The organism is Parabacteroides johnsonii DSM 18315 (assembly GCF_025151045.1).
Classification (GTDB): domain Bacteria; phylum Bacteroidota; class Bacteroidia; order Bacteroidales; family Tannerellaceae; genus Parabacteroides; species Parabacteroides johnsonii.
On the sequence record NZ_CP102285.1, the window covers coordinates 3,597,528 to 3,619,504 of the forward strand.

13 protein-coding genes are annotated in these 21,977 nt (G+C 45.0%); 4 read left to right on the forward strand and 9 right to left on the reverse strand.

The window, feature by feature from the left end; genetic code table 11:
- Positions 1–15: 15 nt before the first annotated feature.
- From NQ564_RS14940 to NQ564_RS14975, 8 genes are all read right to left on the reverse strand, one after another.
- A complete protein-coding gene (locus NQ564_RS14940; RefSeq protein WP_008146513.1) occupies positions 16–2,172 on the reverse strand; it encodes an alpha-N-acetylglucosaminidase in 2,157 nt (718 codons plus the stop codon).
- Positions 2,169–3,740 carry a DUF4832 domain-containing protein gene (locus NQ564_RS14945; RefSeq protein WP_008146515.1) on the reverse strand — a complete coding sequence of 524 codons (1,572 nt, stop codon included), beginning with the start codon at positions 3,738–3,740 and terminating at the stop codon, positions 2,169–2,171. The genes NQ564_RS14940 and NQ564_RS14945 overlap by 4 nt, the downstream gene beginning before the upstream one ends.
- A gap of 1 nt (position 3,741) precedes the next feature.
- A complete protein-coding gene (locus NQ564_RS14950) occupies positions 3,742–4,929 on the reverse strand; it encodes a family 16 glycosylhydrolase (protein WP_008156251.1) in 1,188 nt (395 codons plus the stop codon).
- 83 nt (positions 4,930–5,012) lie between these two features.
- Positions 5,013–6,485, reverse strand: a complete 1,473-nt coding sequence (locus NQ564_RS14955) for a RagB/SusD family nutrient uptake outer membrane protein (RefSeq protein ID WP_008156250.1) — start codon at positions 6,483–6,485, stop codon at positions 5,013–5,015.
- Positions 6,486–6,517: 32 nt separating this feature from the next.
- The gene (locus tag NQ564_RS14960) at positions 6,518–9,997 is read right to left on the reverse strand and encodes a TonB-dependent receptor (RefSeq protein ID WP_129650213.1); all 3,480 of its coding nucleotides are present in this window, start codon (positions 9,995–9,997) and stop codon (positions 6,518–6,520) included.
- 159 nt (positions 9,998–10,156) lie between these two features.
- Positions 10,157–11,137, reverse strand: a complete 981-nt coding sequence (locus NQ564_RS14965) for a FecR family protein (protein WP_008146523.1) — start codon at positions 11,135–11,137, stop codon at positions 10,157–10,159.
- A gap of 533 nt (positions 11,138–11,670) precedes the next feature.
- Positions 11,671–12,213, reverse strand: coding sequence for an RNA polymerase sigma-70 factor (locus NQ564_RS14970; RefSeq protein WP_008146526.1), 543 nt, complete (start codon positions 12,211–12,213; stop codon positions 11,671–11,673).
- 27 nt (positions 12,214–12,240) lie between these two features.
- Positions 12,241–15,390 (reverse strand): hypothetical protein, encoded by a 3,150-nt coding sequence (locus tag NQ564_RS14975; RefSeq protein ID WP_008146527.1) that lies wholly within the window; start codon positions 15,388–15,390, stop codon positions 12,241–12,243.
- Positions 15,391–15,515: 125 nt separating this feature from the next.
- Between NQ564_RS14975 and ribF the strand changes: the two genes are divergently transcribed.
- The 4 genes from ribF to NQ564_RS14995 are packed head-to-tail and all read left to right on the forward strand — an operon-like array spanning position 15,516 to position 20,655.
- Entirely contained in the window at positions 15,516–16,442 is a 927-nt protein-coding gene (ribF, locus tag NQ564_RS14980) for a riboflavin biosynthesis protein RibF (protein ID WP_008146528.1), read from the forward strand.
- An 8-nt stretch (positions 16,443–16,450) separates the two neighbouring features.
- Complete coding sequence (locus NQ564_RS14985) at positions 16,451–17,503, forward strand: M20 family metallo-hydrolase (protein ID WP_008146529.1); 1,053 nt, start codon at positions 16,451–16,453, stop codon at positions 17,501–17,503.
- Position 17,504: 1 nt separating this feature from the next.
- Entirely contained in the window at positions 17,505–19,013 is a 1,509-nt protein-coding gene (locus NQ564_RS14990; RefSeq protein ID WP_087375077.1) for an oligosaccharide flippase family protein, read from the forward strand.
- On the forward strand, positions 18,997–20,655 hold the full coding sequence (locus NQ564_RS14995; protein ID WP_129650216.1) for an adenine nucleotide alpha hydrolase family protein: 1,659 nt from the start codon (positions 18,997–18,999) through the stop codon (positions 20,653–20,655). Before NQ564_RS14990 ends, NQ564_RS14995 begins: the two co-directional genes overlap by 17 nt.
- Here NQ564_RS14995 and NQ564_RS15000 read toward each other — a convergent pair.
- A complete protein-coding gene (locus NQ564_RS15000) occupies positions 20,652–21,977 on the reverse strand; it encodes a murein hydrolase activator EnvC family protein (RefSeq protein ID WP_008146533.1) in 1,326 nt (441 codons plus the stop codon). The genes NQ564_RS14995 and NQ564_RS15000 overlap by 4 nt on opposite strands.

The window sequence follows — 21,977 nt, forward strand, 5'->3', positions numbered from 1 at the left end:
TTCAATATTGTTATGTTATTTCCCGAATATTTCTGCAAATATACGTTGTACTGTCGGAATACAATCACCTTCCGGTTCGTTTGAATAAGGATTTGTCTGCTTGGTCCAGGGTTCCTCGATTGCATAAAAGTCGATCGCCGCTGTTTTTTTACCATCCAAAAGCCGAGTCTGATAATCGAACCAGGTTTTCCAACGCATATAATAGAAATCTTTCAGGATGCCGTTCCATTCGCGATGGGCATAATCGCGCAAGCCTCCTTCGTCGGCCGCCAACCGGTTACCCCAAGTCGTAATCTGCACACGGGCATTCCATTCGTACAGATCCTTTTCTTCAGAGGTATTTCCGAGGCTACGAGCGCGGGCGATCCAGGTTCCGACCTTAAACTCAGGACGTGTTGCCAGCAGTTCATCCTGCAACAGGATCAAACGCAGAAAACGATCCGAAGCATCTTTATACAGCTTTTTATCGCCGGCGGCAAAAGCGGCCTCAACCACCTTCTCCGTAAGACGTCCTTTCTCGGCGATTGCCTGGCGGACAATATCAACCAGATCATACTCGAAATTATTGTTTCCCTTAAACTGATCGGAGACAGACACCATCATGGCGGCAGCACGGATCACATCGTTCGGATCATAATAGTCTTTCATCTCCGACCAGCTCGAAACCTGATACGGATGTTCGGTAGGACGGGCACAGAATACCGACTCATGGGTTCCCTGCTGCGTATTTGCGTCTGGGCAGTTATAGATGGAATTGCTCAACAGTATCCAGGCGTCCTGCACAACGGGGTTGCTCTTTCCGTAACGGGCAACCGTATACGCTTTCAACCACTGATCCTTGTCGAAACGCTGCGGGCGCCAAGGCAATTCCGTCAGCAGTTCGAACATAACCGGATTGTTTTCACTTCCTTCCATTGTCATACCGACTCCTTTCAAGGTTGTACCGAACGGACTTTCCTTCGCTTTATAGAACTCGTCGATCACATGCTTCATCTTCCCATGCAGCCCGATGTTTCCACCATAGTTCAGCAACATACAGTAAATCCAGTCATGCTGTCCAAACCCGTCCTTCCGATACCAAGTAGATGCAGGATCTCCCCACTGCGGACGGCTTTCCGCAAACAGATCCAACGCGATCAGGTCTCCTGCCTCCAAATTCCCGATCATCTGCGGACGTGGGTTCGCCTGCCATGCCTGAGCCACCCAGACGGCTTTCGGATTATTCTTCTTCATCGCCTGCATGATTGCCTTTCCGGCAGCATCCAGATCCACACCGGCCACACTTCCGCCTTCGTGGAACGGGTCCATGCTATAATAGTTCGCTTTGCCATACAATTTGTTCATCTCCTTATAATAGAGGGAAGCGATCTCTTCGAAACGCGGATCTGTCGGCTGTAAAAATGCCGGACGGCGATACCCATTCCATAATCCCGGATCAGAAACATTCAAGCCTAACTTTTCTTTTGCGTTATGAGGAACCATGCCGGAGTATCCGGGGAATACCGGTTCGATACCATATTCACGCATCCGCTTTACGATCTGTTGCTGCAAAGCGATTTGCTGCTTGTACCAGCTATCCGGATTCGGACCGCCCCAGCCTTCCAGATTGTTCATCAGCCACCAAGCCTGAAAACCGGGACCGGCTATAAACTCATTGATTTCTTCTTTCGTATAACCTAACTTGCTCAGCACATTGAACCAGACACCATCCGTCCCGACCATCGCCAACGGCAAATTAATACCGTGCAACGCCATCCAGTCGATCTCTTTCTCCCAACGTGCCCAATCCCAAAAAGCCATCGTATAAGAGAAGGTACAATAGTTGAAGTCATAGCGGTATTTCATATCCGTCTCATGGCGTTCCTTCAGCTTCACTGCCGGCAAGACTTCCGGCAATTCGGCTTGCATGCCGTTCCAGGAAAGATGAATTCCGGCATGATATTTCAGATACCAGTTCAGCCCGGTCGCGATACTCACATAATTATTACCCCGAATCACGACCTTGTCACCCTTCTGGTCGAGCTCAAAGAAATCGACAGGAGATTTCACCTGTTCAATCACAAATTTACGCGACGCACCTTTGTCGATACGTTCCAGCAACCCTTCGATAGGAGAAGCTGCATTTACGGCAAGTGCAATGAGCAGCATGCCAAGGATATGGATGATTTTCATTTGATAGAGATTTTATTCATTAAGATATTGACACCATATTTTCCGTCAGGAGACACCCACCACTGCGTATCACCGTTTGCACAACGGATCGCAAAACGATTGTCATACTGCAAACGGTCAGAGCCATCGGGAATCCAGAGACCGAGACGGTACGTTCCCTTTGCCAGGCCAGCCGGAATCTGCAGGTCGGTAGCGATCGTATGCAGCAACGGAGTGCAGGTGCTGTCGCCCGGTTCATACGGTTGCCAGTCATTCACATTCGTATCCGTCAAGGCGACATGGCAGACCTTACCGGACTCGTCGATCAAGACCAGATAAACAGGATGTTCATTAAACAATGTCGAGAAACCCCGGTTTATCAAAGATATTTCAACAGGATTAGCCTGTCCGGCAAGCAAAACCGCCGGAGCCGTCATCTCCTGCAACTCGATACGGTAACCGAGGTGGTCCCGGATATAATCGAATACATTCCGTTCCGCGACAGAACCATCCTTCCTGGTGAAATATCCATCCGATACCGGCATCTTGTTTTCCCGCAGGAATTCTGCGGAAACAGGAGTTTCCTTCCAATACATCATCGAATACTTATCTTTCGTATTCTTTTCTTTATAGTTATGGATTGCGCTAAGTGAAGTGAAATGTTGCAAGAACAGGCGGCGTGCCGTCTGCAGTCCATCAATGATCCACCCGGCTTCGGGATTATCAGGGTCCTCGTTCATGCTCCAAGTTCCCCAGGGCAGTTCTCCATCGACCGGAAGACAAGGAGACTCACACACAATCTGCTCATAAGCAGGCGTACCTTCCGACATTCCGCCATCCCACTGATGTTTTTTAATCACAATAAAATCATCATGGAAAGAAACCCGTTTATAATCGCCAGAAGCCATATCCAGCAAATTTTTATATTCGGGAACCCGTATTTGGATAGCCCGCCCTTCCGGTGTCATCCGGCAGATATGTTGCAAAACAGTCCGCTTCGTGTCATCCGATTTTTCTAGACCATGAAAAGAACTGTGCCACTCCCCCCAGGCACCGATCATGCCAGCCTGTACAACCTGGATCACATCCTTATTCTCTTCAAGGAAAGGCTTGAGTTGTTCCGTATGACGAATGATGTCTTCCAATGTAGGACCGGTAGCTGCCCGCCCCAGGAACTGGGTTTCATAAGCAAAACGGAGGACTGCTTTCTTGCCTAAGGCCCGCAATTTGTCAAAAAAAACGCCCATCGTCTGGAAATCCTCTCCTGCCAGCTCTTTTCCGACTGCTCCCGTCAGATAGAAATAGGTCTGCACCAGTGAAACGCTGTCGGAAGCATAGAGTTCGGACTGTTCTTCCAGATAGGAAGTGATGTCAGGAAATTCTTCAGGGGCCCAGACATAGTTCTTTTCCGTTACATCCAATGCCACTTCAAGGCGAAACCCTCTTTCGGGATTATACAGCCCTTCCATACCTGCCGGATCATCCGCATAAATACCTCGGAAAGTACGATGCTGAACACCGGAACCACAAGAGATGAAAAGTCCAAGCGTCAATGCGGTAGCCAGCATAAGGGTCATAATATTTTTCATATCAATCTTTTTTAATAGTTGTTATAATCAATGTAGCCTCCTGCCCCTTCAACAAATCATCCGGAAGACCGGTAATCTTCCCGTTCACGATAATCGTTCCGGCGTCTTGAACCAGTCGTAAGGCTTTATCACTCAACGGCTCCCATTCCACAAACTGTTGTGTTACCGTTCCGTCGTTATAATGCACATTCACAAACGAAGGTGTATATAACAACTCACGTGTCACATGCCCGTCAATATCGCGCAAGGTAGCTTTTCCTTCGGAGACCTGCAAGCGTGCCGGTTCGATAGAAGTGATGCGCAACTCATTTTCCGATACCGCCCGATAGCCGTCGGGTATCTTCTTGTACATACGGATATAGTCGATATCAAAACTCTTCGGATACGGGACGGAAGGATCGTAAGTTCCTGTCCAACCGTTCTTTGCTTTTCGATTGTCATAGAAAGAGATAATCTGGATCAGCGGATAAGTGATCGCAGCCTTATGTGTCATCACCTGTATGCCATCCACATACACGGTCACACCTTCCGGTGTCCAATCGAAACCATACACATGAAATTCTTCCGCCAGTTTCTTATTGGCAAACCAGGGATGTTCCGTGTGATACTGGATCGTCGAATCTTTCCAACTGTGCACGGTGGACCAGATACGATCGACATCAGTCCCCAATATCTCAAAGATATCGATCTCGCAACTCTGGTTCGGATCATCTTCAAACCCGATCAACCACCAGGCACAATGCACACCACCTCCTGCTTGCATCTTGGCACGCATTTCGTAATAGCCGTACTGGTTTATTTGTGTAGCTTCCGTCTTGATCGAGTGAAGGGCTTTCTTTTTCGGATCATAGTGATGCATACCTGTGCGGCTGGCACTCATAAAACCCGATATATACATACCCTTATCAAACTCATTTTTTGAATCCCGGTCGATCGTCAGACGGACCACTCCGTCTTTCATCTCGTATGTCGGTGTACAGACGGTCCGGTCTTTCGGCCAGGATGGCAGATACTCGGGAATCCATTTCGTCCGGTCGATCTCTTTCCCATCGAATTCATCGTGAAAGATCAGACGGTAGCCCTCTTTCTCCAAAGGATTGGCAGGATAATCCTGGGCCTGTATGTTCTGCAAGTTTCCCTGTAAAAGGAAACAGGCAAGAAGTGTACTGAATAGATGTTTATTACTCATGATATTTATTTGTTAGCGGAGAGAAAAAAGGCCGCAAATGAAGCGGCCCTTTCTCAATTAATATAGACTCTAAAAGAATCGGATCAATAGCCCGGATTCTGGACGATCTTACCCTTACCTTCGTTGATTACAGCTTGAGGCAACGGGAATAAGACAAACTCGTCTTTGGTAGTCGTACAACCACGGTCTCTTGCATTCTGGATAAACTGTCCGTGGCGAATCAGGTCGGAACGGCGGACACCTTCGAACCAAAGTTCGTGTCCTCTTTCATCCAATACTTTCTGCAAGAAATCGTCTACACCTTTTACATCACCCATCGTATATGGATTCAGTTTGGCACGTACACGAACCTGATTCAACAGATCCAGTGCTTCAGAGGTTACGGCATTTCCTTTACGGACGATTGCTTCAGAAAGCAAAGTCAGAACATCTGCATAGCGGTAAACAACCAAGTCGATCTGGCTACCGTCACCTGTAGATTCGGGGTCTTCGCCATATTTTACAGGAACAGCTCCTGAATAAAGGTTACCATGCTTGGCAATATCAGACTCTTCATTGAACAGTACGCCATCAGTACCTACATATTCGCCAACCAAAACAGACAGACGGTCATCTCCTTCCTCGAAAGTGCGGTAAAAAGGCCAGGGAACTTTGTAACCATCCCATTTCTGGATAGCAGTATTCTGAGTCGGGTAATTGCCCGGTAAAGCGTGATCATGCCACAACTGAAGATTTGTACCTCTTTCTTCCGTACAAGCAAAGATAATCTCCTTGTTACCTTCATTTTCAAGCGTAAAGATATCTGCATATCTATCCATCAATCCATAACCATATTCGGCTTTCAACAATTCACGACCGCATTCTTCCGCTTTCGCCCAGTTTTTCTCATGCATATAGTACTTCATCAGAATCGTATATGCCAAACCTTTGTCAAAGCGTCCGAACTGTGTCGTACGGGTAGGCAGGCCTTTCAAAGATTCAGTCAATTCTGTTTCAATGAAATTTGTCATCTCTTCCTGAGTTGCACGCGGCTCAATTACTTCATCCAACGGATTCTTCAAATCTTCCAGCGTCGGAATTGGAATAGGTCCATAGAAATCATACAACAAGAATGCCAACCAACCACGACCGAGATGAGTTTCAGCCACCAGTAAAGCCTTCTTCTCGTCACTCATTTCTACATTTGATATACGATCCAATGTCAATGTCATTGTACCCAGATATTTGGCATAATCCGTATAATTGAGGGTCGTATAAGAATGATTCGGAGTCCAGTTATGAGTTGTCAGCGGAATCCAGCTATCATTCACCCAGCAGCAAACAGCAATATCAGTTGACATATCTCCAATAACCTGGAAACTGTGAGCCGTACTGAATACACCGCTATACTCCGCACTACGGAAAGGGGCATAGACACCACCCACGACAAGTGCCTCCGCATCTTTTTCATTCGTCGGGAAAAAATCCGGATTGATCGCATCATATCTTTCCGAATCCAAATTAGTACATGAGGCCAATGCGCAACAGCACATTACTGTATATAATAATTTCTTCATGACTTTATCTTTATTTTTAACTGTTTATACTATTAGAATGTAATATCCAAACCGAAGCTGTAAGTACGAACATTCGGGTAAGCCCATTGCAACTGAGATGGAGCACTTTCTGAACTTGAAATGTCAGTTTCCGGGTCAAGACCTGTATACGGAGTAATCGTAAACGGATTGTTCACGTCGAAGTACACACGTATGTTAGACAGAATATGTTTGCTAGTCTTAATTGGAATATTATAACCTAAAGTAATATTACGACAACGGATAAACCAAGTCTTTTCATAATAATAATCACCGACTCCATATGCGCTTTCAGTCTGGAAATATCCGGGTAACGTACCGTTCGGATTGCTGGAAGACCAAAGATCCGATATTGAAGTAGGCTGATTATAGCCACGACGCAAGTCATTAACGTTATTACTCAACCATTGTTTCTTATAACTTCCGGCAGAGAGTTTATCAAACTGTCCATAGAAATAAACATTGAAATCAAAGTTTTTCCAACGCAAAGTATTATTAAACCCGAACAAATAGCCCGGATCGGCAGATCCGTAGATCACTTTATCTGCATCATCCAGCTTACCATCAGGTTTTCCAGTCTTCATCGGAATACCATGTTTATCGACCTTAATGGAACCATCGGCTTCATAAACATATCCGTCGATATCTTTGATCTTTACCTGTCCGGGTAATGCACCAGGCATATGGTCGATCGTTTCACCTACCTGGACCAAACCATCTGACAAATAGCCGGAATAATAACGCATCCATCCGTTATATTGGTCATAAGCGTTAGGTTTCCATTTCGGATCACGTTCTTTCCACTTGTCACGATACAGAGAGAATGTCAAGTCTGATGTCCATTCAAAGTCCTTATTACGGATATTAGTCGTATTGATTGTCAATTCAAAACCTTGGCTCTGAGTTTTACCCACGTTTGCAATGATTTTATTTACCTCGTTATAAGACAGCAGAGTCTGTTCGTTCAACAAATCGGAAACGACTTTGTGATAATATTCAGCAGTCACATTAATACGTCCGTCCAAGAAACCTAAATCCAGACCAACGTTCCATTCACGGGCTGTTTCCCAAGTCAAAACACTGTTTCCGAACTGATCCAAATAGACACCATTAATCATGGAACTGCCAAAGATATTGTTGTTGCCTACCTTATAATAACTATATGCTTTATCTCCTACATTGGAGTTACCTGTTTCACCATAGCTTAAACGCAATTTACCATTAGACAATACACTTCTCAAAGGAGCCAAGAATTCTTCTTCCGTAAATCTCCATCCGGCAGCAACTGAAGGGAAGAACCCCCAACGTTCACCTGAAGCAAAGTTAGAAGAACCATCGGCACGCAATGTAGCTGTCAGCAGATAACGATCTTTAAACGTATAGTTCAAACGACCGAAGAATGAAGCCATACGAGATTTGGTCGCACTCGATTCGACCGTCGGACGTTTCGCATTACCCGCACCCAAGTTATTGTATAAGAAACCATCTGTAATGAAGTCATTGCTTTTTCCAGAAAACATTTCATACGTAAACAACTGATAAGAATGACCAACCAAAGCGTTGAAATTATGATCGCCTACCTGTTTCGTATAATTAGCTGTCAATTCCATCAAGTAGTCAGAGTTATCACCCTGCGCAATAGAAGCCGCACCATTTTCACGTTGTCCATAAAGAGTCGTCGTAGGCATATATTGTTTCAGTTTCTGATAATTACGGTCGATACCGAAATTTGCCTTCAATAATAAACCATCGATCGGACGAACTTCAAAAAAAGCATTTGCCAACAAACGTTCCTGAGTCGTTTTATCTGTAATATCCAACAGTGAAACTGGGTTCGGTAAGAAAGAGGCATCGGAGTTCATCGAATAATTACCATTCTCGTCCCGAACAGGTAAAGCCGGATTAAACTGAGCCGCAGAAACCAGGATTCCCGCATTTTCATTCTGGCCACTACCTAAAGGCACATTGTCATATTCATTACGTGTCGCCGTCAAATTAATCCCCATCTTTACATATTTGCTCAATTTCTGGTCTAAATTGGCACGAAGGGAGTATCTTGTCATTCCATTATTTTTAATCACCCCATTCTGATTAAAATAGTTTCCGGAAACCAGGTATTTCGTATTGTCGTTCCCACCTGTTATAGACAAGTTATGAGATGTCTGAAAACCTAAACGGGATATTTCATCAAACCAATTCGTATTATTAGCCGGATTGGCAATCTGAGCATCCGTATAAGGCAACGTCAAAGCCGGCAAAGAAGGATCTGTAGCCTCTTTTCCTCCATAAATGCCAACACCGTTCGTACGCATCCACTGTTCACGAGTGTAATCGTTTGTTGCCGACATAAAACCGGAAGCGTCTAACATTTCATAAGATTTGGCAATCTGCTGTACAGAAGCCGATCCGGAATACTGCACCTTAGCTGCTCCGCTCTTACCTCGTTTTGTAGTCACGATGATCACACCGTTACCAGCCCGGGCACCATAAATTGCAGTCGAGCTTGCATCTTTCAGCACTTCGATAGACTCAATATCGTTTGGATTGATAGAAGCCAGGATATTATCTTTATTACCTCCCGAATATTGGTTACCACTATCCAATGAGCCCGGGGAATTCACGGGGAAACCATCAATAATGATCAACGGATCATTACCTGCCTTATCAGAAGAAGCAGCACCGCGAATACGGAATGTTGATTGTCCACCCGGCTGGGCGCTAATCGTGCTGACCTGCAAACCGGCAGCTTTACCAGCCAAAGCATGACTAACTGTAGACACTGTCGCTACAGGAGTATCATCCATCTTTACAGAGGCAACCGCACCTGTCATATCCTTCTTCTTCATTGTACCGTAACCGACAACGACTACTTCTTCCAAAGCCTGCGTATCTTCTTTCAACAGAACGTTGATCACACTCTGGTTCTTCACAACAATATCCTGCGGAATGTATCCGATAAAGGAAATTTGCAAAGTCGCGTTAGCCGGAACTTCAATGGAGAAGTTTCCATCCATGTCGGTAGTCGTACCATTAGTCGTACCTTTCTGGATAACGTTTGCGCCGGCAACAGGACCGAATGCATCGCTTACAGTACCGGTCACCTTACGATCCTGTTGTGCGGCGGCGGTAGAAGCCGGAGCCGGTTCGGAAGTCAGGACGATGTGACGGTCCTTGATAGTATATTTCAGTCCTGTTTTAGCAGCAATGGCGTCCAACACAGTCTGAATATTGGCATTCTTCTCATTAATTGAGATCTTTTCATTCTTGTTGATCTCTTCCAGATTATAGAAAAACAGGAATTCAGACTGCTTTTCGATCTGTTTCAACACTTTTTCTAACGTTTCATTCTTAGCTGAAACATTTAGAGTGGCAGTTTGTGCATAGGTGGAAGCAACCACGTTCGACAGACAAACAGCCAACATTAACACGGTTAATTTCATGATTTTTATAGTTCTTTTCAGGTTAAGAGAAACAACTATACGTTGATTATTCATACTTTTGAATGTTTTTAAGATTAAACATGATCCCACGGCAATGGGAGTTTAATTGTTCACACTTTCAGAAGAGGAGATCCAGCAAGATTTTCTCTTCTTTTTTTGTTTAAGACTAACTGGTGTTCATATTTCCTACTAAGATTAGCAATTTGTTTTTATTTAGATTTCTGATATTATTACATGATGATCATCGATCTTGTACCGGATCGGGATTGACAAATGGATAATCTCCATGATGTCTTTGATACTCTGCCCGCGATAGAAAGTCCCTGTAAATGTCCGCCGGTTCAGGGCTTCCGACTTGACTGTGAACTGCACGCCGTAGACATGGCTCAACCGGTACAGAATAGCATCAAGACTTTGTTCGGGGAAATAATAATATCCGGTTGTCCACGAAACGAACCGGTTGGCGTCGACTTGTTGCAGGAGGGCTGATTGCGTTTTTTTGTTATAGACAAACTGTTCGTTTGGCCTCAATACCGTAGGATGTAACAAGCTCTGCGTGGTCAACAGGACGGAACCTTCCAGCAGTGTTGTAGTCAGAAGTGAATCGGTCGGATAAGCAGAGACGTTGAACTTTGTTCCGAGCGCTTTGATAGATTGCTCTTTCGTATTGACAATAAATGGCTTATCTTTATCTTTGGCGACTTCAAAATAAGCTTCTCCTTCCAGTTGCACGACACGTTCGGATTGACCATAACGGGAATCATAGGAGAAAGAAGTCCGGGTTCCGAGACTGACACGGGTTCCGTCCGGCAAGACAACTACATCCGCTTCAAGCCCGTCTCCACCTACATAGCTGGTAATCCAGCCATCATATTCTCTTGAAAAAAATAGAAATACAGTAGAAGTAATGGCTGCGGCAAAGATTGCCACAGCCGCATAAGTACTTATGCGCGTTAACAAGGTAAACCTTTTACGCTGGCGGGACTTTCTCTTATGGAGAAGGCGAAGCCAGCTATCGTGTATTTCAGAAACATCACGGGAAGGTGCACAGGCTTCATAAAGTGCTTTCGTCTCGAAAAACAGTTTTTTATTGTCTGCACTTTCATTCACCCAGGCATAAAAATCGTCCAAAGACCGACCTTGCAGCCGTCCTTGCAAATACCCGATGATTAATTCCGAATGTTCGTTTTCCATTTTTTTAATTAATTAGATGTAGATACAAAGTCGACACATGGTTAACTTGGCTCTTACATATACACAACGAACGGGAAAGAAAAAGTACTCACAAGAAAAATGATTTTTTTATAAAATATTTTCATCATACAATTAAGAGTCGGTACAACCAACCTCTCCTTATTGTCATATTTCTTGAAAAAGCCATTGGTCCGAATCGAAACTACTACCGCATCTAATTCACTTTTATACTCCATCTAATTCAAATTACCCGCAAGGGTAATATTTTTTAACAAACTAATATTTCCATATATCACTAATAACCAAAGATTTAAGAAAAAACATAATTTTAAGGGGGGATACTGTCATGTTTGCAAGCACAAAAGAGGATTCAAATGCCTGCCGATCTTCCCGAAAGCTCCGATGCTGCCGAACTTTTTCCGGCATCACGTCGTCTGCCGACAATCGTCGGCAAGCCTGCTGACAGTTGTCGACAAGCGGCTAAATACCGATTGGTTGGAAAGGATGAGGAGAGAAAAAGACCCACAAATCCTTTATAAAAGAAAGATAAGCAGGAACAGATTCGAACAGTTCTTGCGCAGATAAAGGAGGGAACGATAAAGCAGGTTCTCGACCGTTCGGACGGAGAGATTCAGGCGTTCTGCTATTTCGGCCGCTTTCAGACCTTCGAGATAGGACATACGGAAGACTTCCTGGCTTCTTTCAGGCAGTTCGGCAACCTTTTTCATCAGCAAATCGAGCAGATCCTTTCGCATGAAAAGTTCGTCGGAAGCTTCAAAGAAATCAAGTTCGTCCAATTTTAACTGAAGGGCACGGTGATCGATGATCTCCTGCTCCATATTCATCCGGCGGAGGTAATCCAGGCAGGCATTCCGTACGGAGACATAAAGCACCCGTTTCAGGTCACTCTCCGGAAGGCGGAACACCTGCTTGTCCCACAGTTTCAGGAATACATCGTGAACAATATCTTCTGCAAAGAAGCCGGAAACAAACTTCTCCGCAAAGCGCATCAACATCGGGGCATACTCCGTATAAATATGTTGATAATGATCTATGTCCAAAGATGCATTCCCCATACTTGCAAATATAGAAAAAAAATCTAATTATTCATTAACAAACACTTCATGCACACCCGGCTTATCGAATTTTATAGGTTCGACCTTCCCGGTGACAGCATTCATACATTGAACAATATCGTTTCCAGTAGTCTGGGCCTTGACTGCCCATCCATTTTCTTTCTTGCAGACAGACAGGATATCCGTCGTATTAGAAGCCGGCATAACAGCCAATCCATCAGCGCAATGTATGGTTTCGATATGATAGCGGCGTACAGCTACCGGGAATCTCTTACCTTTATATATGAAGGTAGCCGGACGCTGTTCTTGGTCGCTCGTCCAATCAGCGTTCAACAGATAGATCGTACGGCGATCCGAGTGATCCCAAACCGTGAAACCGACGGAAGGAGCCGCCTCCATCCAGCCTTTACAGACTTCCTCACCGGCAGTCTTGGCTGCAATCTCTTTCATGGCTGCCACGTAGTCAGCTTTCAACGTTGTTTCGGCAGGATAGGCTTTCTGGGGGAAATAGATGATTTTTCCCAAACCACAGGTAATCTCTGTCTTAGTTGTTAATTGTTGGTAATTTTCTCCCAACATCTCACGGATAACCGCATCGTCGGAAGGAAAACGGACCGATTGGTCGGGCTGCAACTCTTCATTCAGATGAGCAGCCGTAAGCAAAAGTGTTCCGCCTTTGAATACGAAATCCCGGATACGCAGGAAATCATTCGCATCATAACTGTTCCATCCGAGGAAGATCATCGCTTTATACCGGTCCATCACATCTTGAGGTGCTTCGACAGGAAGCAAGTCAACCGTACCGTAAGGGGTGGAAGTGAACCAACCTTCCGGCCCGCAGCCATCCACGATATTGTCCGGATAGAAGACATTCAGCAGATCGAAACTTTCGCATGCCTTATTGAACTTCCATTTATCACCCTTCTGCGACCACAGGCTACCGCGACCGAACGATTTCCAAGCGTCATTACGTCCCTGAATCACGGCAATATTGCTTCTCAGATCTCCACGGCGGGAATGCGTTTCCACGAAATCGAGCATCTGATGCTGGGCAAACAGGTGTTCCTTGCCGGAAACGGAATAACGGTCGTTCATATATTCGTCCGTCCACAAGGCTTCTTCCGTATTCATGTGGGAAGAACCGTGCATATAAGCAACAGCCAGCGACATATACAGACGCAAGGAGTGCTTCGGATCGGTAAACGGGCCTGAGCCCCATTGCATGGCATGAAGCGTCCCGTAAAGCGGACGGCTGTAGGCGCGGGATGCACCACGCAAGGAAGAGAGTATGATTTCTTCCGGCCCGTACATTTGTTCGGCTCCCAACCAGTCGTAACCGGCTTGATACAGATAGCGGAACAATGTGGATGGTCCCGTATGGCGTGTACTCGGACCTTTGGAATAGCGGAAATTGGCAACGAGTTTGCGGGCGCCGTCGGCCATATCCGTCACTCCTTCCGGATCATAATGGATAAAGACACCGTGATCGGTATAAATCGGACGACGTTTGGCAAAGATTCCGCCATAAGGACGGTTGCGTGCCGCCATATCAGAGAAGACTCCCTGATACTGGAAATGCTGCCAGTAATAGTAGCCGCCGTCATTCTCATGCGCCTGCTTGCCACGGAACATCGGGGAAGCCAATGTTTCCAAAGAAGGATTGATCCGGCTTCCTGCCAGCGTACGCCCTTCGACTTGCCAAGCGTACGGGATTTTCAACTGGTCCAGCAACCGGGTGTAATAGCCGATTACGGCAGGGTCGGCAACACGGAAACCGCTCCACTGGTAGGAAGGACGGAACTGATACCAGTTACCGATCCGGTTGGAAATATACCATTTAAAAAAATAATCATACGGCGTATATTGCTTGTCGATATAGATTTCATCACCAGACGAAAGGTAAATCTGCTCTGCTTCCTTGTCGATTACTTGGCGGATTTGTGCCTGCTCCGTACGGCTACCATCATCAAACACCAGCGGGATAGCGTGACCGGCCTCGCCTGCACGCATTTCTACAACATGCAGACCGGGCTTTTCAAACAAACATTCCTGCTCGGCGGGCGTGGCAGCACCGTTTGCCTTTACTTTGAGGCTGACACTCGGTTTATTCGTTTCCACCAATATGCCGAAAGAGGCGTTTTTGGCAACATATTCGGGGACGGAAACGACTTCGAAATCACGTGCTGTCTCTTCGATGATCTCCAAACCTCTCAATTCATACGGATAAGCGGCGCGATGCGGTTCTTTCCGAAGTGTCAGCTTCATCTCGCCACTGCCTTGCAAGGAAGACGGAAGCGGAATATAGAAATCCGCCACATTGGAAGCACGGTCGAAGATGTTTCCCTCGAAGAGCGTCTCTCCATTAAATTCGAGCTTCCACATCGGCCAGCTACGGGTTGCGAGATTACAGCCGATCCAGTAGTTGTAGTCGTCCGTTTTTTGGGTAAATTTGGTAAATGGTATGGAGCAAACCACCTTCTTGTCCTGTGTCAGGCGCGGAGCTTCCACCCAACATTCGCCGCTGAAATGCGTTCCGCCAACACGCAGGAAAGCGCAAGCCACATTTTCCGGCAATACGAATGTCTCAGACACCGTCTGGTATTTTCCCGTACCTTCCGGGACCGGCATGTAGAGCACAGAATCCGGCTTATCATAGATATCGTCAGCCCCCCGTCCCGGTTTCTGGTAGAACAATTCGATTTCGACTCCGAAATCGCCATTCTTGGAAACAGTCAAATCCTGTTTCTTCACGACCGGCAGCGTAACCGTCAGTTCACCCGGTTTCAGCAACTTACCGGAAATGCGGTAATAGGCATGGCGCTCGAAATTATTGTCTTCGCCTTTGAAATAAAGCGAATAACGATCCTTTTTACGGATCACAGAATCCAAGTTGTCGTCAATATAAAACTCAGACCGACGGAACATTTCTTCACCTCTGCTCTGAAAAGGGGCAGACATCTTCACTCCTCCGATCACGCGCAGGAATTTCCGTGTCGGGATTCCGGACTGCCCGAAGGTAACGATTTCGGAGACGCTCTGATCGGGTTCGAGCAGATGTGTTTTTTCACTTCCTGCGGGGGTAAAGATGACTGTTCTTGTTTCTTTCCAGGAAGATGAGGCGTATGCCTGAAGTACAGCAAATACAATTAGGCATAGGGAGATACATGTTTTTTTCATATAAACTTAATACAAATGTTTTTCGTTCAAATCACTTTCCAAATGTACGATTTATTTCCGTATTATTATTACTCGCAGTTTTTATGTACTTTTGTAGATGTAATATAAGCACCTAAGACTGAAAAATGATAGTTGTAAGAGATACGGAGACATTGAAAGGGAAAAGGCTGGTAGCCACTATCGGCTTTTTCGATGGAGTTCATCTGGGACATCGTTTTCTGATTCACGAACTGAAGCAGGTGGCCGAGGCCGCTGGATTGCCTTCCGCCGTCATTACGTTTCCCGAACATCCCCGTGCAGTCCTGCACGCCGACTATCAGCCTAAGCTGCTCAATTCGTTCGAAGAGAAATTGAAACATTTGGCATCCACCGGGATCGACTATTGTATCGTGTTAGACTTCACTCTCGAACTATCCCGCCTGACGGCAAAAGAGTTTATCACGACCGTATTAGCAGACCGGTTGCATGTGGATACTTTGCTGATCGGCTACGACCATCGCTTCGGGCATAACCGCGAGGATGGCTTCGAGCAATATGTAACGTATGGTAAGAATTACGGCATCCGGGTGATCAAAGCTTCGCAATACAGCGAAGGTGAGGCGGCCGTCAGTTCGTCCGAAATACGGAAACTCCTTGCGGAATGCCGGGTAGAAGAGGCGGCTCATCTGCTGACTTATCCTTATGGGCTGAGGGGAAGCATCGTCAGTGGTTATAAGGTTGGCCGGAAATTAGGTTTTCCGACCGCCAATATCCAGGTAGACGAACCTTTCAAGATTATTCCGGGTATCGGCGTATATGCCGTTCGGGTCTATCTGAACGAACAGCGCTACAAAGGAATGCTGTACATCGGCAACCGCCCGACTTTGGACAACGGTGACAACATCACACTGGAAGTAAACATCCTCAACTTCTCCGGCGATATCTACAATAATGAAATAACAGTCGCGTTCATACAACACGTACGAGGCGACATCAAATTCAACTCCCTCGACCAATTGATCGACCAACTGAAAAAAGACAGGGAAACGGTGGATAGAATATTAACGGAATAAAACATATCATGTACTACGACGCAATAGACCTATTAAAAGGGATGATTTCACGTCCTTCTTTCAGCAGGGAAGAGGGAGAAGTGGCTGATTTTCTCAAGAAAAGTTGGGAAAAGGCCGGGTATAAGGTGAACCGCAAGGGGAATAACCTATGGCTAATTGCTCCTGGTTTTGATTTGGACAAGCCTACCTTGCTGCTTAATTCGCATATCGACACTGTCAAGCCGGCTTCGGGCTGGACCAAAGATCCGTTTAAGCCAGAGGAGACGGAAGACGAACGTCTGTACGGTCTCGGCAGCAACGATGCCGGCGCGAGCGTAGTTTCTCTTTACGAGGCATTCAGAGTGTTGTCAGGAAAGGAACAACCCTACAACCTGATCTTCTTGGCTTCATGCGAAGAAGAAGTTTCCGGTAAGAACGGGCTGGAAAGTGCTCTTGCCGACCTTCCTCCCATCTCATTCGCCGTTGTCGGCGAACCGACTGGTATGCAACCTGCCATAGCCGAAAAGGGGCTGATGGTCCTGGATTGCGTAAGTACCGGTAAGGCCGGACATGCCGCCCGGAACGAAGGGATCAATGCCATCACGCTCGCTATGAAAGATATCGAATGGTTCAACAGCTATCAATTCCCGGAAAAAAGTGATTTCCTCGGACCGGTGAAAATGAGCGTAACGATTATCCATGCCGGTACACAGCACAATGTCATTCCGGACCGCTGCGAATTTACCGTCGATATCCGGACAAACGAATTCTATCCCAACGAAAAGCTGTTCGAACTGATCAAGCCTCAGGTCGGCTGCGAAATAAAGGCCCGCAGTTTCCGCCTCAACTCTACCCGTACAGATTTGCAACATCCGTTCGTACGTCGCGCCGTCATGATGGGGAAAGAGCCTTTCGGTTCGCCTACTTTAAGCGACCAGGCCCTCATGCACTTCCCTTCCGTAAAGATCGGACCGGGAAACTCCGCCCGTTCCCATGCCGCCGACGAATATATCGGCCTGATGGAGATACGGGAAGCAATCGATATGTATGTGAAGTTATTAGACGGACTACAACTGGTATAAAATGATCCAACTGTTAAAAGACAAAAGCAATATTATGCAAGCCTTTTGGTTAGGTTTCGGAAGACTTAGCTCATTTGCATTGGCTTTTGTCAGTGCAGCGATTCTGTCCCGTTTTCTTAGCAAAGAAGATTATGGGACCTATAAACAAATCATGTATTTATATGCATCTTTTTCATTAATCTTCATGGCAGGTCTTCCGGAAACACTTACCTATTTTCTGCCAAAATTAAAGAAAGAAGAGCAAAAATACTTAGTTCTCCAGTTTGAAATAATATTCATCTTCTTAGGATTGCTGTTTTCTTCTTGCTTATATTTTGGCTCCTCTACTATTGCTGAGATATTGAATAACCCAACCTTGGCAGATGCACTAAAAATATATGCGCCGGTCCCCTTGTTGCTGATGCCGACTTTCACTATGGAAAGCATTTACATGAACGAACATAAAAGCCATTATCAAGCGATTTATCTTATTTTCTCGCGATTCATGGTTTTATGCGGTATTACACTTCCAGTCATTTTCTATCAGGCAAGTTGTCAAGTAGCTCTTCATGGCTTGGTCTTCTCGTCTGCTTGTATGCTCATTGTGGCTCTATTTTTGATAGCTAAGCCATACAAAGGATATCACTGTCAGAGAAGCCATTTGAATATACGAGATGTCATTGGCTATTCTATTCCTTTGTTGAGTGCAGACTTTGCTTTGATGCTATTCAATTCAGCCGATCAGTTTTTCATCAGCCGATATTTTGGAGAAGCTGTTTTTGCCGAATATTCCAATGGATTCATACAATTTCCTTTAGCAACTATGGTGTCAGGAAGTGTCCTAACTGTATTGATACCAATGTTTTCACAAGCCAATACTACTAAGAAACTAAACGAGGCTATCCGATCATGGCAAAATGCCATCCGAAAAACCTGCTTGTTGCTCTATCCGATCTTAGTATTTTGTTTCTTTTTTGCGACAGAGATTGTTACGTTCATTTATGGGAAAAACTATACTTGTTCGGCCATTTACTTTCAAATCATACTTATTAGCAATTTATTTAATATTTATCCATTCCTTCCCCTTTTATTGGCACTCAAAAAGTTAAAAGTATATTCATCTTTTTACTTCTTATCTGCCTTATCCATCTGGGTAACGGAGGCTATTGGGATTCGTCTCTTTTCTTCCCCGATTGCTATTGCTTGTATATCAATTACCAATACAATCTTGTTAGTAGTCGTGTTTTACCTTTACATAAAAAGGGAGTTACAAACAACTGTGTTTACAAGCAGAATTTTGTTATTTCTGAGCAAGGTGCTATTTCACAGCCTATTGACTGCCTCTCTGATTTACTGGAGTACATCGGCCTTTCAGGAATCATATCCACCATTGATTACCTTGCTGATGGCATTTCTGCTTTTTTATTTAGTGCTCGTCGCAAGCAGTCGCTTGTTTGGACTCAATTATATGAGTATTTTAGTACATCTTTTTAATTCTTTCACAAACAAAAATCATGGACGTTCAAATTAAGTTATATCGAAATAAATGGATATCCGGAAACGGAATTCATAGCATCGGATGGGCTTCTACTCCTGACACTTGCTATCCGGATAAAGCCTTCCACCAATTTATCGAATCGCAAATTGATCCGAACACATTCGGCGCAGATGATGCTTATCAATTAGCAAACACACTCAATGGGAGCTATGCTTTAGTAATTACCACACATCAAAGCGTCTTTTTAATTGCAGACAGAACACGGTCATATCCCTTAATCTATCTAAAAAATAAGGGTGTCCTATATATCACAGATGATTTTTTATCTCTAAAAGCCGATTATGTACTCAAACCTACAGTGGATATTTCTCAGGCCGAAACATTCCTCCTTTCAAGTTTGACGTTCGGAAACCATACGATTTACAAAGAGGTATTTGGCATACAAGCTGCCGAAATAGTAGAATTATCTAAACAAAATGAGACTGCCAAGTCAAAACGTTATTTTCGCTATACGCTAAATACCGAAAACAAGCAGCAACTCATAACTAAAGAAGAGATCAACAAGCAAAACGAAATATTTGCCCATGTTTTCCAACGAATGTCAGATAGTGCTCCGACCGTACATAATTGGATTGTACCTTTAAGTGGAGGGCATGATTCTCGTATGATTATCAATCAAATACATAAGCTGGGAATTAAAAATGTGATTTGTTTTTCATACGGAGAAGTCAACAATCGGCAAGCTCAATTAAGCCAACGAGTGGCTAATGCATTAGGGTATCCTTGGTATTTCGTTGAATATACTGCTGAAAAGTGGTATCAAATACGACAAACTGCCGATTTTAACCGATATTTCGACTTTGCTTTCAACGGAATAAGCAATCCGCATATACAAGATCTGTTAGCAGTATATGAACTGAACAAACAGGGTGTTTTCCACCCTGACGATATTTTTGTTCCAGGACATACATTCGATTTTATCACAGGTTCTCAATGTCTAAGAAATATAAAAGAACTACAGTCGGAGAAAGATGTTATCAATTATTTGAGATACTGCATCAATCAATGGAGTTACAAAACACGTCCCAAACATCTTTTAAAAGAGATTACTGATATGATCAGGCAAACCCCTTTACCTTATAATAACTTTACAGAATACTTCTATTGGCAAGAATGGCATTGCAAATTTTTATTGAACAGTGTCCGTGTATATGAATATTTCGGATTTGATTGGCGTGCACCTTTATGGGACCAAGAGCTGGTTAAATATTGGCAATCGTTGCACGTAGACTACAAATTATACCGCAATTTTCTATATGAATGTGAACAACAAGGACTATATAATGAACCTCTACGCTCCATCCCATTTGATTTTCAAATGAATCCAAAAGCTCGCACAATAGACAAACTGTTGCGTTTGATTCCCTATACCTTCATTCGCAAAATTAAACATTATATTCGCCCGCAAGCCATACATTTAGATGACGGGCTGCATCATGTATATGCTCATCAAAAAACAATCTTAAAAGATCAGGCTACCTACAACTCTTGTCCCAAAGCATTACAAAACTATTTGAAACCGTATAAAAATCGACCTTTATGCTGGTTCCCAGACAATGATAACAATAGTATGTACGCTTTGCGAGAGCAATTTAAACAGGAAGTTTTTTCCTAATCCAGCCACGGAGCTGGATTCAATTTCGTCTTTTCTTTCCAAAGCTGGAAATGAAGGATCGTAGCATTGCCATCCTCAGTATCGGTAAAAATCTTTCCGATCGCCTGGCGGGTACTTACCTTATCGCCTGCCTTCACATAGACCTGGCTCAAATTGCTGTAAACCGTCAGATAGTTACCGTGACGGATAATGACCGAATTGTTATATCCCGGGACAACGAACACGCGTGTCACCTCGCCATTGAACACGGCACGAGCATCAGCCCCTGGAGCGGTCTGGATATCGATACCGCTGTTATTCGTACGGACATACTTCAGTTCCTGATGCTGCTGCTCGCCAAAGGCAGCGACAATCGTATGGCGACCGGACACAGGATAGGGCAAACGGCCCTTATTGCCTGCAAAATCATCAGACAAACGTTTCTCGGCTTTTGTCATGGCATATCCCCCTTTGGTATCGGCAACACGTTCCTCACGGACCTGCTCTGTCTCAGGTGCGGTATCAGGGACTTTCTTGCCTGAAGCAGCTGCCTTTTCACGTGCCAGACGGTTCCTTTCAGCACGGGCGGCCCGCTCACGGGCGGCTTCGGCTTCGGCACGGGCGATTTCTTCAGCTATCTGCTTTTCGATCTGGCGGTTCAGGGCATCAGCCTGCTTCTTCTTCTTTTTCAGATCAGCCTGCAACTGCTTCTGTTTCTTGTTTAACTGCTGCACCTCCTCTTTTTGGCTCGATTCTTCGGTCTGGAGCTTGCGGCTTTCATCTTCCCGTGCCCCCAATAAGGCGTTCTTCTCGGAACGCGTCTTTTCCAGTTCTTTCTGCTTGTCGGCAATTTCCTTTTGCTTATCGATAATTTCGGATGCTTGCTTCTTCTGCCAGTCGGCATACTCGCGAAGGTAACGCATACGGCGAAGAGACTGGGCGAAATTGTCAGCGGAAAGGATAAACAGCAATTTATCCTGCGAACTACGGCGTTTGTACATGCTTTGAACCGATTTACCGTAATTCTGCCGTTTATTCCCCAACTCTTTTTCCAGTTGGGAGATGTTACGGCGGGAAGAAGCTATTTGTTTGTCTATTTCCCCGATCTCTTGGTTCAGGAGACTGATAACCTGTTTACGGGAAAGAATTTGTTTGGAGAGCAGGTTTAGCCGGTTTAGAGAGTTACGTGCCGTCTGCCGCGTCTCGTCTAATAACTGGCTGGTCATCTCGATCTCGGCAAGTGCGGCTTTACGCTGTTTTTCGAGTTCGCGCACTCTTGCCGAGTTCTGTGCGAAAACAGAACCGATCGACAGCACGAATATGACGAACCAGAGATATCTCAT

Excerpts from the sequence above, each read along its gene's own strand:
- NQ564_RS14995 (WP_129650216.1), top strand. The coding sequence starts at position 18,997 with ATGGACGTTCAAATTAAGTTATATCGAAATAAATGGATATCCGGAAAC.
- NQ564_RS14945 (WP_008146515.1), bottom strand. The coding sequence starts at position 3,740 with ATGAAAAATATTATGACCCTTATGCTGGCTACCGCATTGACGCTTGGA.
- ribF (WP_008146528.1), top strand. The coding sequence starts at position 15,516 with ATGATAGTTGTAAGAGATACGGAGACATTGAAAGGGAAAAGGCTGGTA.
- NQ564_RS14975 (WP_008146527.1), bottom strand. The coding sequence starts at position 15,390 with ATGAAAAAAACATGTATCTCCCTATGCCTAATTGTATTTGCTGTACTT.
- NQ564_RS14970 (WP_008146526.1), bottom strand. The coding sequence starts at position 12,213 with ATGGGGAATGCATCTTTGGACATAGATCATTATCAACATATTTATACG.
- NQ564_RS14960 (WP_129650213.1), bottom strand. The coding sequence starts at position 9,997 with ATGAATAATCAACGTATAGTTGTTTCTCTTAACCTGAAAAGAACTATA.
- NQ564_RS14985 (WP_008146529.1), top strand. The coding sequence starts at position 16,451 with ATGTACTACGACGCAATAGACCTATTAAAAGGGATGATTTCACGTCCT.
- NQ564_RS14965 (WP_008146523.1), bottom strand. The coding sequence starts at position 11,137 with ATGGAAAACGAACATTCGGAATTAATCATCGGGTATTTGCAAGGACGG.
- NQ564_RS15000 (WP_008146533.1), bottom strand. The coding sequence starts at position 21,977 with ATGAGATATCTCTGGTTCGTCATATTCGTGCTGTCGATCGGTTCTGTT.
- NQ564_RS14990 (WP_087375077.1), top strand. The coding sequence starts at position 17,505 with ATGATCCAACTGTTAAAAGACAAAAGCAATATTATGCAAGCCTTTTGG.
- NQ564_RS14940 (WP_008146513.1), bottom strand. The coding sequence starts at position 2,172 with ATGAAAATCATCCATATCCTTGGCATGCTGCTCATTGCACTTGCCGTA.
- NQ564_RS14950 (WP_008156251.1), bottom strand. The coding sequence starts at position 4,929 with ATGAGTAATAAACATCTATTCAGTACACTTCTTGCCTGTTTCCTTTTA.
- NQ564_RS14955 (WP_008156250.1), bottom strand. The coding sequence starts at position 6,485 with ATGAAGAAATTATTATATACAGTAATGTGCTGTTGCGCATTGGCCTCA.